This window comes from Yersinia bercovieri ATCC 43970, assembly GCF_013282745.1.
In the GTDB taxonomy this organism is placed as follows: Bacteria; Pseudomonadota; Gammaproteobacteria; order Enterobacterales; family Enterobacteriaceae; genus Yersinia; species Yersinia bercovieri.
Genome location: NZ_CP054044.1, coordinates 1,348,986 through 1,369,948, shown reverse-complemented (window position 1 = coordinate 1,369,948; position 20,963 = coordinate 1,348,986). Strand labels below are relative to the sequence as shown.

Sequence of the window (20,963 nt, the reverse complement as noted above, 5' to 3'; positions counted from 1 at the left end):
CGATGCTCAGCCTGGCAACACTAGATCTGCTGCTATCAATAAGTGAAAGCGAGCTTATTGAAGAGATGGTGGTGGGATTACTGGCATCACCGCAATTGGCGCTATTCTTTGAGAAATTCCCGCGCATTAAGCGGGCGTTAATGAAGGATATCCCCGGCTGGAAGCAAAACTTGCAACAGCGTATCCGTGAGGCAAAAGCGCCCCCAAGTCTGGCAAATGAGTTTGCTTTATACCAACAGAGCCAGTTGGAGAGTAGCCCGCTATTTTATGCCCACTTGCCGGATATCGTGGCACAGCTACAGCAGATGCATTCGCCCTTTGCGGCACAAGCAGACACATTGCTACAAAGCGCTGATTTAACGCGAAATCCCCAAACTGGCGATAGCCTGCAAACCCTATTTTTACAGCGCTGGCGTGTCAGTCTGACTCTACAAACCATCACCATTCACCACCAATTACTAGAGCAAGAGCGGGAGCAACTACTAGCTGAATTACAGCAGCGATTGGCGCTCAGCGGTGCATTGGAACCCATATTGGCAACCAATGACGGGGCTGCCGGCCGGCTTTGGGATATGAGTCATAGCCATTTACAGCGCGGTGATTATCAGTTGTTGCTGCAATATGGCGATTTTCTGCAACAACAGCCGGAATTGCAGCAATTAGCGGAGCAGTTGGGCCGTAGCCGCAGCGCCAAAGCACAGCCCACACCAGATGCCCGCTACGAGCCTTACACCCTGATGGTGCGCCAACCCGATACGGTGCCAGAAGAGGTCAGTGGTATTCATCAGAGCAATGATATTTTGCGATTACTGCCCACTGAGCTGGTGATGTTGGGGATGAGTGAATTGGAATTTGAGTTTTATCGCCGCTTACTGGAACGGCGCTTGCTCACCTACCGCTTGCAGGGTGATAACTGGCAGGAAAAAACCTTACAGCGGCCGGTTAGCCTTAAAAGCAACGACCAACAACCCCGTGGCCCTTTTATCATTTGCGTTGATACCTCAGGCTCCATGGGGGGATTTAATGAGCAGTGCGCCAAGGCATTTTGCCTGGCACTGCTACGTATTGCGCTGGCGGATAATCGCCGCTGCTACATCATGCTATTTGCCACAGAAATCATTCACTACGAGTTATCGTCAGCCAGTGGTATCGAGCAGGCAATTCGTTTTCTTAGTCAACATTTTAGTGGCGGTACTGATCTGGCCGCTTGCTTAGCCAGCACCCTTGGTAAAATGGAGGAGCGAGAGTGGTATGACGCTGATGCGGTGATCATTTCAGACTTCATTGCCCAACGCCTGCCTGACGAATTGATCCGCAAGATAAAAATCCAGCAACAGGCCCACCAGCATCGCTTCCATGCGGTGGCGATGTCTGCCTATGGCAAGCCCGGAATCATGCGTATTTTTGATCACATCTGGCGTTTTGATACCGGCTTAAAAAGCCGGTTAATGCGCCGCTGGAAGCGCTAATTCAGTAGGCCAGCACCAACGTTAATCGACAGTCCCAAAATCGTCATATTAAAAACGAAGGATAATACAGATTGTAATAATACAACGCGGCGGATATCTGACGTGCCGGTGGAAACATCTGCTGTTTGCGAAGCCACACCAATGGTGAATGAGAAATAAAGAAAATCCCAATAGGAAGGGGTAGTGATCTCTTTGGGGAAAAGCAGAGGGAGGATAGTTTCTGACTTATCCCGAGGCAGATAAAATAAGTGGGCATAATGCATGGTAAAAGCGGTCGGCAATAATAGCCACGATACTAATAGCGTCATCCCCGTCAGTATTAAGTGAAATGCCTTGGCTGAACCTGACAGCTGATTTGCCGTGCTCAATTCAAATAAAATCACCAGAATACTGGCCAGACACGCCATGCTGACAATACTCAATACCATACTGGCACTTTCATCCTGCACCTTGGCTATCTTGCTGATTTTCGCTGGATTAGTCCGTAGCAGTTGCAGCCATAAAAAGAGTAAATAGAGCCAGGCTGAGACATTCCAACTCACCATTAGACGCAGTAATAAGGTGTAATGCATTGGCAGTAGGAAATAAGTGATAATCCCCGCACTAACGGAGAACAATAATCTTGGGCGGGCATGCAAATAGTGTCTAATAGGATGAATTAGGGCCATGACGTTAGCGACCTTGCATCTAGTGATATAAAATGAGGCATCTCATTATGCCACCTACAGCATAGAGTAAAAACGGGCTTACGTTAAAAACCCGCTATGGCTTATGCAGTAATAGCGGGTTGGGGAAATATATATACCCAAAATAATGGGCATTGCCGGAGTGTTAGAGTAAGCCAGCCACTCTCTCGCTAATCTCTGGCCCCCACACACCACATTGAACCTGACCAATATGTTGCTGTTGCAGCAGTAACATCACTAAGCGAGATTGGCCGATGCCCCCCCCGATAGTTTGCGGCATTTCGCCATTCAGCAGTGATTGGTGCCACTCCAGTTTCAGGCGATCTTCATCAGCAGTCAGAGCCAACTGACGTTTCAGCGCCTCGGCATCAACACGAATCCCCATGGATGAAATCTCAAAAGCGTCCTCCAGTACCGGGTTCCAGACAATAATGTCGCCATTCAGCCCAGTAAAACCTTCCGCGCACGGCGACGTCCAGTCATCATAATCCGGAGCACGCACATCGTGAGATTGACCATCAGCCAATTTACCACCGATACCGATCAGAAATACTGCACCCAGCTCTTTGGCGATAGCACGTTCGCGGCCTTTGGCATCTAAATCAGGGAAGCGAGAACGCAGGGTTTCGCTATGCACAAAGTGAATCTGTTCTGGCAAGAAAGGTTTGATGCCGAACTCGGCGCTAACAGTGGCTTCCGTCTCTTTTATCGCGGCATAAATTTTGTTAACGGTGGACTTCAGGTAAGCGAGGTTACGTTCGCCATCGCCCATTACGCGCTCCCAGTCCCACTGATCGACATACACAGAGTGAATAGCACTCAGGCGATCTTCATCAGGGCGTAATGCTTTCATATGGGTGTACAGACCTTGATCAGCGCCAAAATCAAAGCGACCCAAGGTCTTACGTTTCCATTTAGCCAATGAATGTACAACCTCAAAAGTTGCATCTGGCAAGGTTTTCACTTTTACCTGAACCGCTTTTTCTGAACCAGAAAGGTTATCTTGGGTGCCATCACCCACACGGCTCAGAATCGGTGCCTGAACTTCAATCAGACCCAGTTGTTGTTCCAACTGGCGAGAAAAAAAGGATTTTACGAAGCTAATCTGTTGTTGTTTTTGGATAAATTGTTTTTTCATTGCCGTTATCTCAATTCGTTATTGTTTATTATGCTAATTAGGTTGTGCCGTTTGGCTTGTCATCGATTAAGCAACAGAATGGGTACTAAACTCAATATCCAATAACAAATATTGCCTTTTCACTTTTGATCATTCATTTTTATGGTGCTTTAATTAAATAATCGACAAAAAAAGGGGGCTAATATGAGTGAAATTTATCAAATCGATAATCTCGATCGCGGCATCCTAAACGCATTAATGGAAAATGCGCGCACACCTTACGCTGAATTGGCGAAAAACTTTGGTGTCAGCCCAGGCACCATACATGTGCGGGTGGAGAAAATGCGTCAGGCAGGAATCATCACAGCGGCTTGCGTTCACGTTAATCCAAAACAGCTGGGTTATGACGTGTGCTGTTTTATCGGCATTATCTTGAAAAGTGCGAAGGACTACCCGTCAGCGCTGAAAAAATTGGAAGGTTTAGAAGAAGTTGTCGAAGCCTATTACACGACAGGCCACTACAGCATCTTTATTAAGGTGATGTGTAAATCGATAGATGCGCTCCAACAAGTACTTATCAACAAGATCCAGACTATTGATGAGATCCAATCCACTGAGACACTAATCTCCCTGCAAAACCCCATCATGCGTACCATTGTGCCTTAAACCTTAAATAACTATACCCACATTATCCACAGGTAGATCCCAGCTGATTCACAGCGTACAATACCAGTTCATTACTTCGGTTGGGTTCTTTATGGCTGACATTACCTTGATCAGTGGCAGTACGCTCGGCAGTGCTGAATACGTTGCTGAACATTTAGCTGAAAAATTAGAAGAAGCGGGTTTCACCACAGAAATGCTTCATGGTCCTGGATTAGACGAACTAACACTTGATGGCATGTGGTTAATCGTCACATCGACCCATGGCGCAGGCGATCTGCCGGATAATCTTCAACCATTATTAGAACAGATCGAAGAACAGAAGCCGGATCTCTCTCAGGTACGCTTTGGCGCTGTTGGTTTGGGTAGTTCTGAATATGACACTTTTTGCGGTGCCGTAAGACGGTTAGATCAGCAGTTGATCGTTCAGGGAGCAAAAAGGTTGGGTGACATTTTAGAAATTGACGTCATTCAACATGAAATTCCGGAGGATCCAGCAGAGATTTGGGTTAAAAATTGGATTAATTTACTCTAATTTGCTTAAAGATCACGCGAACGAATGTGTATAAGTATGCTTAAAAGCAGGGTAAAACCAGTACATATCCACATAACAACCTTGTGCTCTCCAAGTGCCTGTGCATAACATGCCATTTAGATCCCAGCTTATACGCAATAGGATCACCGATCATTCACAGCAATCGATCGTCCTTAATCCTATGATCTATCATGTGAATAATCACTTATCCACAGAGGATCACGATCCTAATAAGAGATCTAATAAAGAGATCTTTAAATAAAAAGATCTTCTTTTAATTAAAGGCGATCCTAAGCTGCTTGGTCGATCGTCTAAACTTGAGTAGAATCCCCCACCCCAGGGCAAACACAGAAATTCGCATAACGGCGAGGTGCAGTACCATGTTTTATCCAGATCAATTTGACGTCATCATCATTGGTGGTGGCCATGCCGGCACGGAAGCTGCAATGGCAGCGGCACGCATGGGACGTCAGACCTTATTGCTGACGCACAACATCGACACACTGGGGCAGATGTCTTGTAACCCAGCGATTGGCGGTATCGGTAAGGGACATTTGGTCAAAGAGATCGATGCTCTGGGCGGCCTGATGGCGAAAGCAACCGACCTCGCCGGGATTCAGTTTAGGATACTAAACGCCAGCAAAGGCCCTGCGGTAAGAGCGACTCGTGCTCAAGCTGACCGCGTTCTGTATCGCCAAGCGGTGCGTACTGCACTTGAAAACCAGCCTAACTTGATGATCTTCCAACAACCGGTAGAAGATCTGATTGTTGAAAATGATCGCGTTGTCGGTGCGATTACGAAAATGGGTCTGAAATTTCGTGCTAAAGCGGTGGTTCTCACCGTCGGTACTTTTCTTGATGGCAAAATTCATATTGGGCTGGAAAACTACAGCGGTGGTCGAGCGGGTGATCCGCCGTCAATCTCATTATCACAGCGTCTACGAGAATTACCGTTACGAGTCAATCGCTTGAAGACCGGTACGCCACCGCGTATTGATGCACGAACAATCGATTTTAGCCAGTTAGCCCCTCAGTTGGGCGATACGCCAATTCCAGTATTTTCCTTCCTCGGTAATGCTGAACAGCACCCTGAGCAGATGGCGTGTCACATCACCTACACCAATGAAAAAACGCATGAAGTGATCCGTAATAATCTGGATCGTAGCCCAATGTATGCCGGGATCATTGAAGGGATCGGGCCACGTTACTGCCCATCGATCGAAGACAAAGTAATGCGTTTTGCCGATCGTAATTCACATCAGATTTTCCTCGAACCAGAAGGTTTGACCAGTAACGAGATCTACCCGAACGGCATTTCGACCAGTTTGCCTTTCGATGTTCAGATGCAAATTGTCCGCTCAATGAAAGGGCTGGAAAATGCACGTATCGTTCGACCTGGCTATGCCATTGAGTATGATTTCTTCGATCCACGTGATCTGAAACCGACACTGGAAAGCAAATATATCCATGGCCTGTTCTTTGCTGGGCAAATCAATGGGACTACCGGCTATGAAGAAGCAGCGGCTCAAGGGCTGCTTGCGGGGCTTAATGCGGGCCGTTTCGCTAACGATGAAGATGGATGGTCACCTCGTCGCGATGAAGCTTACCTTGGCGTGCTGGTGGACGATTTAAGCACCCTGGGAACAAAAGAACCCTATCGTATGTTTACCTCACGGGCTGAGTATCGCTTGATGCTACGTGAAGATAACGCTGATTTACGCCTGACTGAGATGGGACGCAAATTAGGGCTGGTTGATGATGAACGCTGGGCGCATTTCAGCAAAAAAATTGAGCAAATCGAAAAAGAACGTCAGCGTCTGCGTGATATCTTGGTACATCCTCTCTCCGAGAACGTATCTGAAATCAATGAGTTACTGAAAGCGCCTTTGTCAAAAGAAGCTAACGGTGAAGAGTTGCTGCGCCGCCCTGAAATTGACTACCGCTTGTTGATGACATTGCCCTCTTTTGGCCCCGCATTAACTGATCCACAAGCTGCGGATCAAGTTGAAATTCAGGTCAAATATGAAGGTTATATTGCCCGTCAGCAGGAAGAAATTGAAAAACAGCTACGCAATGAGAACACGCTATTGCCGGTGGATCTTGATTATCAACAAGTGTCTGGCTTGTCGAATGAAGTCATTGCTAAGCTGAATGATCATAAACCTAACTCTATCGGGCAAGCTTCACGCATTTCAGGAATTACCCCAGCGGCTATCTCTATTTTGTTAGTTTGGCTGAAAAAACAGGGGTTGTTACGCCGTAGTGCATAACAATCAATATCTGGCTGTACAGCGAAGAGTTAGCGGTACAGCCAGATTGTGCTCGATTTTCAGCGCACAACGAACGATTCAAACAGCTGCTAAGCTAGATTATCATTCCTCATATCGGCCCTTTACATACTGACTAAGCATTTTTTGGTCAGGGGAAATTGTTGTGTTAATAAAATTAAATTCTCTGCTCAACGCCGCAGACATTGAGTTACCCGATCAACAAAAATTACAACTGATAGGCTATGTGGAACTGCTGCATAAGTGGAACAAAGCCTATAATCTGACTTCTGTTCGTGACCCACAGCAAATGCTGGTCCGGCATATTCTGGACAGCATTGTGGTTAATCCGCACTTGCAAGGTCGTCGGTTTATCGATGTTGGCACCGGTCCAGGGCTTCCTGGTATACCACTAGCCATTGTGCGCCCTGATTCACACTTTACCTTGCTCGATAGTCTGGGTAAGCGCGTGCGCTTTCTCCGGCAGGTACAACACGAATTGGGGTTAAGTAATATTGAGCCGGTACAAAGCCGGGTTGAGGAGTTCGCCGCAAACCCCCCCTTTGATGGCGTAATAAGCCGTGCATTTGCATCACTACAAGATATGCTGTCTTGGTGTCACCATCTGCCAGCCAAACCTGAGGGGCGATTTTATGCGCTTAAAGGGGTAAGGCCCGATGATGAATTAGCGACACTGCCCGCAGGAATAACCCTTGAGTCAGTTGTGCGTTTGCAGGTGCCTGAATTGGAAGGTGAGCGCCATCTGGTCACTCTTAAGTCAAACTAACTTTGCTATTTATCAAAAAAATGTAATAAATCCTTAGAGGGTTACTGTAAATTTATCTGATTTATTGTTTTCAATGTTGATGGATAATTATTCTATCACTCTCGTTTGAATCAATAATATTTCACGTATTGTTTACAAAATCAGCAGTAACATGTGGCATGACTATATTCAAAACGGTCGAATAATAACGTTAGTCATTACTTTGCTCATAACGTGGATCTTTTTATGTATCCGAACTGTTATAAAAATATAATCTTAAATGTCAATGGGAAGTTTTACTAAGTAGATAAGTTGTTCGATAATGTTTTAATTTTAACATTATGATTTATTAAAGTTTTTAATGGCTCTTTTGGTTAAAGACAAAGTAAAGCTTTATGCGATATAACTCAGTTTGTTTTAAATTATGTGATCCGTTACACATTTTATTGATAATAACTGGAATCGTCAGACAAATTAATGAGAGATTTATTCCGAGGCTTTTCTTGTGAAAATAGCCATAAATAATAAAATTTAAATAATTGTTCGCCTTTTCACTACTTATCGATTGAATTCGTTTGAGTGGCCCGTATAATTTGCTCGTTTTTTGCTGCTTGACTCAATGGGGTAAAAAGCAGTTTTATACCTCACTCAGCATACCCTTAGTGTGGTTCAGAGAGAACAAACGTCATGCCTGTGTCCCTTTACAGTGGGAAAATTGCACGAAAGTTGCTGTTATTGCAGTTAATGACTTTTGTTGTTCTCAGTGCTGCTTTTGGCTTTAAAAGCCTGGAATGGAGCGCTTCTGCTCTGGCAGGAGGGCTGGCAGCCTGGTTGCCCAGCGCCATGTTTATGTTGTTTGCTTGCCGCCATCAAGCAGACACTGCTGCTCCGGGTCGTGTTGCGTGGTCGTTTGCCATTGGCGAAGGGTTAAAAATTATCGTGACGATAATTTTGCTGATTGTGGCGTTAGGGCTGTTTAAAGCCGCGTTTGCTCCACTTGGCTTAACCTATTTAGCGGTGCTGATTGTGCAGATATTGGCACCGACCGTGATTAGCGGCTACCGTACTTAACAGTTATCGTATTTAACGGTTATCGCATTTAACTACAAAAGGGTAAGAGGCATCATGTCTGCATCAGGAGAAATCTCTACTCCAAGGGACTACATAGGACACCATCTGAATAACCTTCAGTTGGACCTGCGTACCTTTGAGTTGGTCAATCCCCACTCACCTGGCCCTGCAACGTTCTGGACGTTGAACATTGACTCTTTGTTCTTCTCTGTCGTGCTGGGGTTAGCTTTTATGTTTGTATTCCGCAAAGTTGCGGCCGGTGCCACCAGTGGCGTGCCTGGTAAATTGCAAACAGCTGTTGAGCTAATTATCGGTTTTGTCGATAACAGCGTTCGGGATATGTACCACGGCAAAAGTAAAGTCATCGCACCATTAGCCCTGACGGTGTTTGTTTGGGTTCTATTGATGAACATGATGGACTTACTGCCAATCGATTTACTGCCTTACATCGGCGAGCATGTCTTTGGATTACCAGCACTTCGTGTGGTTCCTACTGCTGACGTGAGCATTACCTTGTCCATGGCATTGGGTGTATTCATCCTGATCCTGTTCTATAGCATTAAAATGAAAGGTGTAGGTGGCTTCGTAAAAGAATTAACGATGCAGCCGTTCAATCACCCGATATTTATTCCAGTTAACTTAATTCTGGAAGGTGTCAGCCTGCTGTCCAAACCGGTTTCACTCGGTCTGCGACTGTTCGGCAACATGTATGCGGGTGAGTTGATCTTCATCCTGATTGCTGGCCTGTTGCCGTGGTGGTCACAGTGGATGCTCAGTTTACCTTGGGCTATCTTCCACATACTGATTATTACGTTACAAGCCTTTATCTTCATGGTTCTGACGATTGTCTATCTGTCGATGGCGTCCGAAGAGCACTGATTTTCTTATAACACTACTGCGTTTTAACTGAAATAAACTGGAGACTGTCATGGAAAACCTGAATATGGATCTGCTGTACATGGCTGCCGCTATAATGATGGGTTTAGCGGCAATCGGTGCTGCGATCGGTATCGGCATCCTGGGTGGTAAATTTTTGGAAGGCGCTGCACGTCAGCCTGACCTGATTCCTCTGCTGCGTACACAGTTCTTTATCGTCATGGGCCTGGTTGACGCCATCCCTATGATCGCTGTTGGTCTGGGTCTGTACGTGATGTTTGCTGTCGCGTAAGTAGAGTTTTCTCTACTGTGAAACTACACCAAACTATTAACTTTGAAAGAGGCATTGTGCTGTGAATCTTAACGCAACAATCCTCGGCCAGGCCATCGCGTTTGTCCTGTTTGTCCTGTTTTGTATGAAGTACATATGGCCGCCAATTATGGCTGCCATCGAGAAGCGTCAAAAAGAAATTGCTGACGGTCTCTCTTCTGCAGAGCGTGCCAAAAAAGATTTGGACTTAGCGCAAGCCAATGCGACCGACCAACTGAAGAAAGCTAAAGTAGAAGCACAGGTGATCATTGAGCAGGCAAGTAAACGCAAAGCTCAGATCCTTGATGAAGCTAAAGCAGAAGCTGAACAGGAACGTAACAAAATCGTGGCGCAAGCGCAGGCAGAGATCGACGCCGAACGTAAGCGCGCTCGTGAAGAGTTGCGTAAGCAAGTCGCGATGTTGGCTATAGCTGGCGCCGAGAAGATCATCGAACGTTCCGTGGATGAAGCTGCTAACAGCGACATCGTTGATAAACTGGTCGCTGAACTGTAAGGAGGGAGGGGCTGATGTCTGAATTTGTAACTGTAGCTCGCCCCTACGCCAAAGCAGCTTTTGACTTTGCTGTTGAGCACCAAGCGGTTGAGCGTTGGCAGAATATGCTAGCGTTTACTGCCCAAGTGACTCGCAATGAACAAATCGCTGAATTGCTTTCCGGTGCAGTGGCACCAGAAACAATGTCTAAGACGTTTATTGCAGTCTGTGGTGATCAGCTCGATGAATCCGCACAGAACTTCATTCGAGTTATGGCGGAGAATGGCCGTTTACTGGTTCTTCCTGAGGTGTTGGAGCAGTTTATTCAACTGCGTGCCTCACTGGAGTCAACCGTCGACGTCGAAGTGAGCTCAGCGAGTCCACTGAATGACGAACAGCTGGCTAAAATTGCCGCTGCGATGGAAAAACGTCTGTCACGCAAAGTTAAGCTGAATTGCAAAATCGATAAGTCTGTAATGGCCGGCGTAGTAATACGTGCGGGCGATATGGTGATAGATGGCAGCGTTCGCGGTCGTCTAGAACGCCTGGCGGACGTCTTGCAGTCTTAAGGGGACTGGAGCATATGCAACTGAATTCCACCGAAATCAGCGAACTGATCAAGCAGCGCATTGCTCAGTTCAATGTAGTGAGCGAAGCTCACAATGAAGGTACTATTGTTTCCGTCAGTGACGGGATCATCCGTGTACACGGTCTGGCCGATGTCATGCAGGGCGAGATGATCGCACTGCCAGGCAACCGTTACGCAATCGCACTGAACTTGGAGCGTGACTCCGTAGGTGCTGTAGTTATGGGTCCGTACGCCGATCTTGCCGAAGGCATGAAGGTTAAATGTACGGGTCGTATCCTGGAAGTTCCAGTCGGTCGTGGCCTGTTGGGTCGCGTCGTCAACACTCTGGGTGAACCTATCGATGGTAAAGGTCCGGTAGAAAACGACGGCTTCTCAGCTGTTGAAGCTATCGCACCTGGCGTTATCGAACGTCAATCTGTTGATGAACCCGTTCAGACTGGCTATAAGTCAGTCGATGCCATGATCCCAATCGGTCGTGGTCAGCGTGAATTGATCATCGGTGACCGTCAGACAGGTAAAACTGCCCTGGCTATTGATGCGATCATCAACCAGCGCGATTCCGGCATCAAGTGTGTGTATGTTGCTATCGGCCAGAAAGCCTCTACTGTTTCTAACGTAGTGCGTAAACTGGAAGAGCATGGCGCATTGGCTAACACTATTGTGGTTGTCGCTACTGCCTCAGAATCTGCAGCATTACAATACCTGGCACCATACTCCGGTTGTGCCATGGGTGAATATTTCCGCGACCGCGGTGAAGATGCGTTGATTATTTATGATGACCTGTCCAAACAGGCTGTTGCATATCGTCAAATCTCCTTGCTGCTTCGTCGCCCACCAGGCCGTGAAGCTTATCCTGGCGACGTATTCTATCTTCACTCCCGTTTGCTGGAACGTGCTGCGCGTGTTAACGCTGACTACGTTGAAGCCTTTACCAAGGGTGAAGTGAAAGGTAAAACCGGTTCTTTGACCGCTCTGCCAATCATTGAAACTCAAGCAGGGGACGTTTCCGCGTTCGTTCCGACTAACGTAATTTCGATTACCGATGGTCAGATCTTCCTGGAATCCAGCCTGTTTAACGCCGGTATTCGTCCTGCGGTTAACCCAGGTATATCCGTATCCCGTGTGGGTGGTGCAGCGCAGACCAAGATCATGAAAAAACTGTCTGGTGGTATCCGTACCGCACTGGCACAGTATCGTGAACTTGCTGCGTTCTCCCAGTTCGCATCCGATTTGGATGACGCAACACGTAAACAGCTGAGCCATGGTCAGAAAGTGACCGAGCTTCTGAAACAGAAACAGTATGCGCCGATGTCGGTTGCGCAACAGTCTCTGGTTCTGTTCGCAGCTGAACGTGGTTATCTGGGCGATATCGAGTTGGCGAAGGTAGGTAGCTTCGAAGCTGCGCTGTTGGCGTTTGCTGACCGTGAGCACGCCGAACTTCTGCAACAAATCAACCAAACTGGCGCGTATAACGATGAGATCGAGGCCAAGCTGAAAGGCATCCTTGATACATTTAAGGCAACCCAGTCCTGGTAACGCTATACGGCCCTGCTTTTCATTAGGAAAGCAGGCCGTCTGGCAATGAGGAGAAGCAGAAATGGCCGGCGCAAAAGAGATACGTTCTAAGATCGCTAGCGTGCAAAACACGCAAAAGATCACCAAAGCCATGGAGATGGTCGCCGCCTCCAAAATGCGTAAATCGCAAGAACGCATGGCGGCTAGCCGTCCTTATGCAGAAACAATGCGTAGTGTGATTGGTCACCTCGCGTTAGGTAATCTGGAATATAAGCATCCGTACCTGGAAGAGCGCGACGTTAAGCGTGTCGGGTATCTGGTGGTTTCTACAGACCGTGGCTTGTGCGGTGGTTTGAACATTAACCTGTTCAAAAAACTGTTGTCTGAGATGAAAGGTTGGTCTGAAAAAGGCGTTGAATGTGATTTAGCGCTGATCGGGTCAAAAGCGGCTTCTTTCTTTGGTTCCGTGGGCGGCAAGATTGTTGCTCAGGTGACTGGCATGGGGGATAACCCTTCTCTGTCAGAGCTTATCGGGCCGGTTAAAGTCATGCTGCAAGCCTATGATGAAGGTCGTCTGGATAAACTGTATATAGTGAATAACAAGTTTATCAATACGATGTCTCAGGAACCACGGATCATGCAGCTACTCCCTCTTCCGCAGGCGGAAGATGGTGAGCTGAAGAAGAAATCCTGGGATTACCTGTATGAACCCGATCCTAAAGCACTGCTGGATACCCTCCTGCGCCGCTATGTGGAATCGCAGGTTTATCAGGGCGTCGTTGAAAACCTGGCCAGCGAACAGGCCGCGCGAATGGTAGCGATGAAAGCCGCCACCGATAACGGCGGTAGTCTGATCAAAGAGCTGCAGTTGGTTTACAACAAGGCTCGTCAGGCCAGCATCACTCAGGAACTCACCGAGATCGTCGGGGGAGCCTCCGCGGTTTAACCAGGTTATTACCCTAAATAGTTCAGATTGCAGGAAGGCAGCCAATGCATCAGCAACTTGAAATATGACGGGTAAACGTATTACGTAGAGGATTCAAGATGGCTACTGGAAAGATTATCCAGGTAATCGGCGCCGTAGTGGACGTCGAATTCCCCCAAGACGCTGTACCAAAAGTGTACAACGCCCTTGAGGTTGAAGGCACAGCTCAGAAGCTGGTGCTGGAAGTTCAGCAACAGCTGGGCGGTGGTGTTGTTCGTTGTATCGCAATGGGCTCTTCCGATGGTCTGAGCCGCGGGTTGAAAGTCATCAACCTGGAACACCCAATTGAAGTGCCGGTGGGTAAATCAACTCTGGGCCGTATCATGAACGTATTGGGTGACCCAATCGACATGAAAGGTCCTATCGGTGAAGAAGAGCGTTGGGCAATCCACCGCGAAGCGCCTTCTTACGAAGAGCTTGCCAGCTCGCAAGATCTGTTAGAAACCGGTATCAAGGTAATGGATCTGATTTGTCCGTTCGCTAAGGGCGGTAAAGTCGGTCTGTTCGGTGGTGCGGGTGTGGGTAAAACAGTCAACATGATGGAGCTGATTCGTAATATTGCGATTGAGCACTCAGGTTATTCTGTATTTGCCGGTGTGGGTGAGCGTACTCGTGAGGGTAACGACTTCTACCACGAGATGACTGACTCCAACGTTCTGGACAAAGTATCCTTGGTTTATGGCCAGATGAATGAGCCACCAGGTAACCGTCTGCGCGTTGCACTGACCGGCTTGACCATGGCGGAGAAATTCCGTGATGAAGGTCGTGATGTACTGTTATTCATCGATAACATCTATCGTTATACCCTGGCCGGTACAGAGGTATCTGCACTGCTAGGTCGTATGCCATCAGCGGTAGGCTATCAGCCAACGCTGGCAGAAGAGATGGGTGTGTTGCAGGAACGTATCACTTCCACCAAGACGGGTTCAATCACCTCCGTACAGGCCGTTTACGTACCTGCGGATGACTTGACTGACCCATCACCAGCAACCACCTTTGCTCACTTGGATGCAACCGTCGTTCTGAGTCGTCAAATCGCCTCTTTGGGTATTTACCCAGCGGTTGACCCACTTGACTCCACCAGCCGTCAGCTCGATCCGCTGGTTGTTGGTCAGGAGCACTACGATGTAGCGCGTGGCGTGCAGTCTATTCTGCAACGTTACCAGGAGCTGAAAGATATTATCGCTATCTTGGGTATGGACGAGTTGTCAGAAGATGACAAACTGGTTGTATCCCGTGCGCGTAAAATCCAGCGCTTCCTGTCTCAACCGTTCTTCGTGGCAGAAGTCTTTACCGGTTCTCCGGGCAAGTTCGTGTCGCTGAAAGATACCATTCGTGGTTTCAAAGGCATCATGAACGGCGACTACGACCACCTGCCGGAACAGGCGTTCTACATGGTTGGCACCATTGAAGAAGCAGTGGAAAAAGCCAAGAAACTGTAACGCTGTTGACTGGAGGGTGACATGGCTGCAATGACTTACCATCTGGATGTTGTGAGCGCAGAGAAAAAGATGTTCTCTGGCGTGGTGCAAAAGATTCAGGTGACGGGTAGTGAAGGTGAACTGGGGATTTTCCCTGGCCATGCCCCACTGCTCACTGCCATTAAGCCTGGCATGATACGTATCGTTAAGCAGTTCGGTGAGGAAGAGTTTATCTATCTTTCTGGCGGCATCCTTGAGGTGCAACCGAGTGTTGTGATCGTATTGGCTGACACTGCTATTCGTGGGCAGGATCTGGACGAAGCTAAGGCGCTGGAATCTAAGCGCAAAGCAGAAGCCCATATCAATAACTCCCATGGTGATGTCGACTATGCTCAGGCATCCGCTGAATTGGCGAAAGCGATTGCGAAATTACGCGTAATCGAATTGACCAGGAAAGCGATGTAATTTTATATCATGTGGCTTTTTAGATTTTCCTTACGGATATCTGATCGGCAACGCACTGATTTATAAATTATTGTCTATAGAATGCCAGTCAGTAAGCTGATTGGCATTTTTTTATCCCCACTTTGCAGAGCCGCGAAGAATCCCCCAACCTACTGTCTGAAGCTCGCCCCTCAATCACCTATTCTGTGCTTAATTAATCCTAAGCTAAACTAAAAGAGTTTCTTTCTGAAAACTTCTTGTTTCTTGACGTAAAATAAGTGGTTAATAGCCTGAATGAGTGAATGTAATTTGACAAAAAGAGGGCAGAAAACGTCGCTGATCGCAGACACTTTTTGCCACATTTTTTCGTTACATGGTCAGTGGCTACAACCCTTTAATCATGCGGGTTGAGTCCATTTTTCGTTGAGAAATATGTAGTAATTATTTCGCCAAACAGGTTTACTTCCGTCTATTAAATTGGAGTTATCAGGTTGCTTATGTCTAACAGCTCAATGAGTGTAGTCATCCTTGCCGCAGGTAAGGGAACTCGCATGTATTCCGACCTTCCTAAGGTGTTACACCCATTGGCAGGTAAGCCGATGGTTCAGCATGTTATTGATGCGGCCATGAAGCTGGGCGCACAAAATGTCCATTTGGTATACGGACACGGTGGCGAGTTGCTGAAAAAGAGGCTGTCTGATCCCTCCTTGAACTGGGTATTGCAGGCGGAACAGCTTGGTACAGGGCATGCAATGCAGCAAGCCGCACTACATTTTTCTGATGATGAAGATGTGTTGATGCTATACGGCGATGTGCCGTTGATCTCTGTTGATACTCTGCAACGCCTGTTGGCCGCTAAGCCGCAAGGTGGCATTGGCTTGTTGACGGTGAAGCTGGATGACCCAAGTGGCTATGGCCGCATTGTGCGTGAAAATGGTGATGTGGTGGGGATCGTTGAGCATAAAGATGCCAGCGATGCACAGCGCGAGATCAATGAAATCAACACCGGAATACTGGTGGCGAATGGGCGTGACTTAAAACGTTGGTTATCGCGGTTAGATAATAACAATGCTCAGGGTGAGTTTTATATCACCGATATTATTGCTATGGCCCATGCTGATGGACAGAAGATTGCTACCGTCCATCCTACTCGTCTGAGTGAGGTTGAAGGCGTCAATAACCGCCTGCAATTGGCGACTCTTGAGCGGGTATTCCAGTGCGAACAAGCAGAAAAACTGTTGTTAGCGGGGGTTATGTTACTGGACCCTGCGCGCTTTGATTTGCGCGGAGAATTAACACATGGGCGCGATATCACTATCGACACCAATGTCATCATTGAAGGCCGTGTGACTTTAGGTGATCGGGTTCGTATTGGTACTGGATGTGTGCTGAAAAATTGTGTTATTGGCGATGATTCAGAAATCAGCCCTTACACGGTTTTGGAGGACTCTCGTCTGGATGCCGGCTGTACTGTTGGCCCATTTGCCCGCTTGCGCCCAGGGGCTGAGTTAGCGGAAGGCGCACACGTCGGTAACTTTGTTGAAATCAAGAAAACCCGTCTGGGCAAAGGCTCGAAAGCGGGTCATCTCTCCTATTTAGGTGATGCTGAAATTGGTTCTGGCGTAAATATCGGCGCAGGGACCATAACTTGCAACTATGATGGAGCTAATAAGTTTAAAACGATTATTGGCGATAATGTCTTTGTTGGCTCTGATACTCAGCTGGTGGCTCCCGTTACTGTTGCTAATGGTGTCACCATCGCTGCGGGGACGACCGTGACCCGTGATATCGCTGAAGATGAGTTAGTCCTCAGCCGTGTTAAGCAGGTACATGTTCAGGGCTGGCAACGTCCGGTGAAGAAAAAATAACTATTTAAAACAGCCCCTTTAAGGTGAAGTCTTCTGCTTTGAAGGGGTGTTTTGCCCTGTATTTTTGGCCAATATATTCAAGCTGAGAATACAGACCAAAACATAATAATCCCCAACTCTACAGGCTCGGGGAACCCGGAAAATCCGGAAAATCAGGTCACTGACATCGACAAGGTTCTAACAGAACCTTACATAGGAATAAAACAGATGTGTGGAATAGTTGGCGCAGTAGCGCAACGTGATATCGCTGAGATTCTGATCGAAGGTTTACGTCGTCTTGAATACCGTGGCTATGACTCTGCGGGTTTAGCCGTGGTTGATGCTGAAGGTCACATGACCCGTTTACGTCGGGTGGGTAAAGTTCAGGCACTATCTGACGCGGCCGAAAATCAGGTACTGCATGGTGGTACTGGGATTGCACATACCCGCTGGGCTACCCATGGTGAGCCATCAGAAGCGAATGCGCACCCTCATGTTTCTGACTATATCTCCGTGGTTCACAACGGCATTATTGAAAACCACGAACCTTTACGTGAATTATTGATTGGCCGTGGTTATCGTTTCAGCTCTGAAACTGATACTGAAGTTATTGCTCACTTGGTACATTGGGAGCAAAAACAGGGTGGTTCGTTGCTGGAAGTCGTTAAGCGCGTCATCCCGCAATTACGTGGCGCTTACGGTGCTGTGGTGATGGATAGTCGTGATCCAAGCCGCCTGGTCGCTGCCCGCTCAGGTAGCCCATTGGTGATCGGTTGTGGCGTTGGCGAAAACTTTATCGCCTCAGACCAGCTGGCCCTGCTGCCAGTGACTCGCCGCTTTATCTTCCTGGAAGAGGGTGATGTCGTTGAGGTCACTCGTCGCAGCATCGAGATTTTTGATAAGCAGGGCAATGCGATTGAGCGCCCTGAAATCGAATCTCAAGTGCAATACGATGCCGGTGATAAAGGTGTGTACCGCCACTACATGCAGAAAGAGATTTATGAGCAGCCAATGGCGATTAAAAATACGCTGGAAGGCCGCTTAAATCATGGTGCGATTGATCTCTCTGAGCTTGGTCCAAAAGCTGATGCTCTGCTGGCTAATGTGCAGCATATTCAAATCATTGCCTGTGGGACTTCTTACAACTCCGGTATGGTTTCGCGTTATTGGTTCGAGTCATTGGCTGGTGTGCCTTGCGACGTGGAAATTGCGTCGGAATTCCGTTACCGCAAATCAGCTGTGCGCCCTAACAGCCTGTTGATCACTCTGTCTCAATCGGGTGAAACCGCCGATACATTGGCTGCTCTGCGCTTATCAAAAGAGTTGGGGTATTTAGGTTCATTAGCAATTTGTAACGTAGCCGGCTCCTCACTGGTGCGTGAATCAGATTTAGCGTTAATGACTAAAGCGGGTACTGAGATTGGCGTAGCCTCAACCAAAGCCTTCACCACTCAATTGACAGTTTTACTGATGCTGGTGGGTCGTATTGGTAAGCTGAAAGGCGCTGATGCCAGCCTGGAACAGAATATTGTTCATGCGCTACAGGCACTGCCTGCCCGTATTGAGCAAATGCTGTCTCTGGATAAAACCATTGAAGCGCTGGCTGAAGGTTTCTCCGATAAGCACAATGCATTGTTCCTTGGCCGTGGTGATCAATACCCGATCGCGATGGAAGGTGCATTGAAACTGAAAGAGATCTCCTATATTCATGCGGAAGCTTATGCGGCCGGTGAATTGAAACATGGGCCATTGGCATTGATTGATGCTGATATGCCGGTCATTGTGGTCGCACCAAACAATGAATTGTTGGAAAAACTGAAATCCAACATTGAGGAAGTGCGCGCACGTGGTGGCCTGCTGTATGTGTTTGCTGATCAAGATGCCGGTTTCACTGATAGCGAAGGGATGAAAATCATTCAGTTGCCTCACGTGGAAGAGATTATTGCCCCTATTTTCTACACTGTGCCGCTACAGCTATTGTCCTATCACGTCGCCTTAATTAAGGGCACTGATGTGGATCAGCCACGTAACCTGGCAAAATCAGTCACGGTTGAATAATTCGCGATAACTATTCCATAGGTGTTGTGGGATAACAAAAGAGTTATCGATCTTAAAACCCGGTATGTTGGTTAAAAAGCATACCGGGTTTTTTATGATTAATTTAAGTTGCCTGTCAGGCGACGATGAAAATCGCTGCTGCGCATATCCAGCCCTTCAATAGTTACCCTGGCCCCATGACGTTGATAGCGATACTCAATGCCATCCAAAGCGGCAACAGTAGAAGCATCCCAAATCTGCGCATGTGTGAGGTCAATAATGACTTTTTTAGGATCATGGGCATAATCGAAATGCTCGAACAGGTCGTTACTACTGGCAAAAAATAGTGGGCCGCGCACGGTATAGCGCACACTTTCTCCATCATCACTTATTGTCCGCTCGGCGTGGATCACATGGGCGATACGGCGGGCGAACAGCACCATGGCAACGATAACTCCAGCCAGTACCCCCAGCGCGAGGTTACTGGTCCATACTGTCACCACCACAGTGAGCACCATCACCCATGTTTCTGACCAGGGCATCCGTTTTAGGGTCGCCGGTTGTAGGCTGTGCCAGTTAACGGTTTTCACCGCGACCACCATCATGATACCTGCGAGCACCACCATCGGGATCTGTGCCAGCAGATTGCTCAGGCCAGTGACGAGCAGCAGTAAGACGATAGCTGCTGCGACAGTTGAAACGCGACTCCGGGCTTTGCCTAACTCAACATTGACAATGGTTTGACCAATCATCGCACAACCGGCAATGCCGCCATAAAAACCAGCAAGAATATTACCGACCCCGAGACCCCAGGACTCTCGACGCTTACTGGATGGCGTATCAGTGATGTCATCGACCAGTTTCGCCGTTAACAGTGACTCCATCAGCCCGACAAAGGCGATACTCAAGGCTGTAGGCCATATGATTTGTAGTGTTTGCCAGTTCAGCGGAACCAAAAGCTGAGTGAACCCCGGTAAACCGGGAGTCATCGGCCCCTCATCACCCACGTTAGGTAGTCGGTAACCCATCAACAAGGCAACAGCAGTGACGACCAGGATCGCGATAAGTGGCGAAGGGACTGTTTTGAGGATGCGCGGGAGTAGCAAAACAATGAGCAGGGTAATAATAAGCATCACCCATACCATTCCCGACTGCCCCCAGACGTGCGGCACCTGAGCAAAAAATATCAGGATGCCCAGCGCATTTACAAAACCAATCATCACCGAGCGGGGAATGTAGCGCATCATGCGAGACAGGCCGGTGATACCGAACAGGATTTGAATGACGCCTCCGATCACTACCGCTGGCAGAATGTATTCGACGCCATGTGCATGAACCATCGGGCCTATAACCAGTGCGACTGAACCGGCGGCAGCGGTGACCATTGCAGGGCGGCCACCCAAAATAGAGAGTGTCAGACATAATACAATCGACGCGACCAGACTCACTTTCGGATCGACACCGGCAATGACAGAGAATGAGATCACTTCAGGAATGAGTGCGAGCGCCGTCACAATCCCGGCCAAACACTCACGCGTCATTAATTTGGGTGATTTCAACACCTGCACTACGCGCAACACATCGCCAGACTCTTCGGCGCTAGTGAGGTTGTTATTGTTACTCATTATTTTTCAGTCTCTTATCATGATTTATCAGGTAAATCTTACCGAGTATTGGCAGGAGTTCTCAGCAGTTAAAACCTCGTAGTGTTGCCAAACTCGTAACACTATTTGCGACCATTATTCATAAAATAGCAAAATACGCATATTACTCGCATTTCGTTTCATTGCTGCTATCCCGCGTGGCGGCCATACTATTTTTCGTCGAATAACTTAATTATCGTGTTGGCTACTCAAACAGAGTTGGTATAAA

19 protein-coding genes are annotated in these 20,963 nt (G+C 47.8%); 16 read left to right on the top strand and 3 right to left on the bottom strand.

Annotated elements, in window-relative coordinates; genetic code table 11:
- Window positions 1-2: 2 nt before the first annotated feature.
- A complete protein-coding gene (gene viaA / locus HRK25_RS06195; RefSeq protein WP_005271476.1) occupies window positions 3-1,469 on the top strand; it encodes an ATPase RavA stimulator ViaA in 1,467 nt (488 codons plus the stop codon).
- On the opposite strand, the gene HRK25_RS06190 is transcribed toward viaA, so the two are convergent.
- On the bottom strand, window positions 1,466-2,137 hold the full coding sequence (locus tag HRK25_RS06190) for a DUF1345 domain-containing protein (protein WP_032896680.1): 672 nt from the start codon (window positions 2,135-2,137) through the stop codon (window positions 1,466-1,468). The genes viaA and HRK25_RS06190 overlap by 4 nt on opposite strands.
- Before the next feature lie 163 nt (window positions 2,138-2,300).
- Window positions 2,301-3,293: an aspartate--ammonia ligase gene (gene asnA / locus HRK25_RS06185; RefSeq protein ID WP_005271480.1), complete on the bottom strand. Its 993-nt coding sequence runs from the start codon at window positions 3,291-3,293 to the stop codon at window positions 2,301-2,303.
- Window positions 3,294-3,476: 183 nt separating this feature from the next.
- On the opposite strand from asnA, the gene asnC reads away from it, so the two are divergent.
- From asnC to glmS, 15 genes are all read left to right on the top strand, one after another.
- Complete coding sequence (gene asnC / locus HRK25_RS06180) at window positions 3,477-3,938, top strand: transcriptional regulator AsnC (RefSeq protein WP_005271483.1); 462 nt, start codon at window positions 3,477-3,479, stop codon at window positions 3,936-3,938.
- Between the two features lie 91 nt (window positions 3,939-4,029).
- On the top strand, window positions 4,030-4,470 hold the full coding sequence (gene mioC, locus HRK25_RS06175) for an FMN-binding protein MioC (protein ID WP_005271485.1): 441 nt from the start codon (window positions 4,030-4,032) through the stop codon (window positions 4,468-4,470).
- Between the two features lie 380 nt (window positions 4,471-4,850).
- Window positions 4,851-6,740, top strand: coding sequence for a tRNA uridine-5-carboxymethylaminomethyl(34) synthesis enzyme MnmG (gene mnmG / locus HRK25_RS06170; protein ID WP_005271489.1), 1,890 nt, complete (start codon window positions 4,851-4,853; stop codon window positions 6,738-6,740).
- A 163-nt stretch (window positions 6,741-6,903) separates the two neighbouring features.
- The gene (gene rsmG / locus HRK25_RS06165) at window positions 6,904-7,524 is read left to right on the top strand and encodes a 16S rRNA (guanine(527)-N(7))-methyltransferase RsmG (protein ID WP_005271492.1); all 621 of its coding nucleotides are present in this window, start codon (window positions 6,904-6,906) and stop codon (window positions 7,522-7,524) included.
- Between the two features lie 666 nt (window positions 7,525-8,190).
- Window positions 8,191-8,574, top strand: a complete 384-nt coding sequence (gene atpI / locus HRK25_RS06160) for a F0F1 ATP synthase subunit I (protein WP_032896682.1) — start codon at window positions 8,191-8,193, stop codon at window positions 8,572-8,574.
- A gap of 54 nt (window positions 8,575-8,628) precedes the next feature.
- Window positions 8,629-9,453, top strand: coding sequence for a F0F1 ATP synthase subunit A (atpB, locus tag HRK25_RS06155; protein WP_032896684.1), 825 nt, complete (start codon window positions 8,629-8,631; stop codon window positions 9,451-9,453).
- A gap of 49 nt (window positions 9,454-9,502) precedes the next feature.
- Window positions 9,503-9,742, top strand: coding sequence for a F0F1 ATP synthase subunit C (gene atpE / locus HRK25_RS06150; protein ID WP_004393045.1), 240 nt, complete (start codon window positions 9,503-9,505; stop codon window positions 9,740-9,742).
- Window positions 9,743-9,803: 61 nt separating this feature from the next.
- Window positions 9,804-10,274 (top strand): F0F1 ATP synthase subunit B, encoded by a 471-nt coding sequence (atpF, locus tag HRK25_RS06145; RefSeq protein WP_005271502.1) that lies wholly within the window; start codon window positions 9,804-9,806, stop codon window positions 10,272-10,274.
- 14 nt (window positions 10,275-10,288) lie between these two features.
- Complete coding sequence (atpH, locus tag HRK25_RS06140; RefSeq protein ID WP_005271503.1) at window positions 10,289-10,822, top strand: F0F1 ATP synthase subunit delta; 534 nt, start codon at window positions 10,289-10,291, stop codon at window positions 10,820-10,822.
- Window positions 10,823-10,836: 14 nt separating this feature from the next.
- Window positions 10,837-12,378, top strand: coding sequence for a F0F1 ATP synthase subunit alpha (gene atpA, locus HRK25_RS06135; protein ID WP_004707324.1), 1,542 nt, complete (start codon window positions 10,837-10,839; stop codon window positions 12,376-12,378).
- Between the two features lie 61 nt (window positions 12,379-12,439).
- On the top strand, window positions 12,440-13,303 hold the full coding sequence (gene atpG / locus HRK25_RS06130; protein WP_005271504.1) for a F0F1 ATP synthase subunit gamma: 864 nt from the start codon (window positions 12,440-12,442) through the stop codon (window positions 13,301-13,303).
- 98 nt (window positions 13,304-13,401) lie between these two features.
- Window positions 13,402-14,784 carry a F0F1 ATP synthase subunit beta gene (gene atpD / locus HRK25_RS06125; protein ID WP_032896688.1) on the top strand — a complete coding sequence of 461 codons (1,383 nt, stop codon included), beginning with the start codon at window positions 13,402-13,404 and terminating at the stop codon, window positions 14,782-14,784.
- A 21-nt stretch (window positions 14,785-14,805) separates the two neighbouring features.
- Window positions 14,806-15,228, top strand: coding sequence for a F0F1 ATP synthase subunit epsilon (locus HRK25_RS06120; protein ID WP_004875717.1), 423 nt, complete (start codon window positions 14,806-14,808; stop codon window positions 15,226-15,228).
- Window positions 15,229-15,704: 476 nt separating this feature from the next.
- Window positions 15,705-17,075: a bifunctional UDP-N-acetylglucosamine diphosphorylase/glucosamine-1-phosphate N-acetyltransferase GlmU gene (gene glmU, locus HRK25_RS06115; protein ID WP_032896690.1), complete on the top strand. Its 1,371-nt coding sequence runs from the start codon at window positions 15,705-15,707 to the stop codon at window positions 17,073-17,075.
- Between the two features lie 207 nt (window positions 17,076-17,282).
- A complete protein-coding gene (gene glmS, locus HRK25_RS06110; protein ID WP_057648936.1) occupies window positions 17,283-19,112 on the top strand; it encodes a glutamine--fructose-6-phosphate transaminase (isomerizing) in 1,830 nt (609 codons plus the stop codon).
- A gap of 98 nt (window positions 19,113-19,210) precedes the next feature.
- On the opposite strand, the gene HRK25_RS06105 is transcribed toward glmS, so the two are convergent.
- Window positions 19,211-20,716 carry a SulP family inorganic anion transporter gene (locus HRK25_RS06105; RefSeq protein WP_005271509.1) on the bottom strand — a complete coding sequence of 502 codons (1,506 nt, stop codon included), beginning with the start codon at window positions 20,714-20,716 and terminating at the stop codon, window positions 19,211-19,213.
- Between the last annotated feature and the right edge of the window lie 247 nt (window positions 20,717-20,963).